This is a genomic window from Nocardia cyriacigeorgica, from assembly GCF_010858045.1.
In the GTDB taxonomy this organism is placed as follows: domain Bacteria; phylum Actinomycetota; class Actinomycetes; order Mycobacteriales; family Mycobacteriaceae; genus Nocardia; species Nocardia cyriacigeorgica_E.
Window position 1 is genome coordinate 1 of the sequence record NZ_JAAGVC010000384.1, and the last position, 280, is coordinate 280.

Consider the following 280-nt stretch of genomic DNA (forward strand, 5'->3'; position numbering starts at 1 on the left):
CGCCTCGCTTCAGCGAGGACTTGCGCCGGTGGGCGCATGGTTCAAGGGCGTCGGTAGTTCCCTCGGCCATCTGTGGCGGCGATCGCTGCAGCTTCGCGTCATCGTCTCGACGCTGACGCTGTCGTTGATCGTCATCACCATCCTCGGTGTGGTGCTCACCAGCCAGATCACCGATCGGCTGCTGGACGCCAAGATCGACGCGGCCGTCGAGGAGATGGATCGTGCCCGCAGCATGGTGCAGAGCCAGCTGCAGGGCGCCCACGATCCCGCGCTGCTGCAG

1 pseudogene is annotated in these 280 nt (G+C 66.1%); it reads left to right on the forward strand.

The features are described from left to right. Positions 1–28: 28 nt before the first annotated feature. Positions 29–280: pseudogene (locus GV790_RS30125) on the forward strand (two-component sensor histidine kinase); the annotation flags it as partial.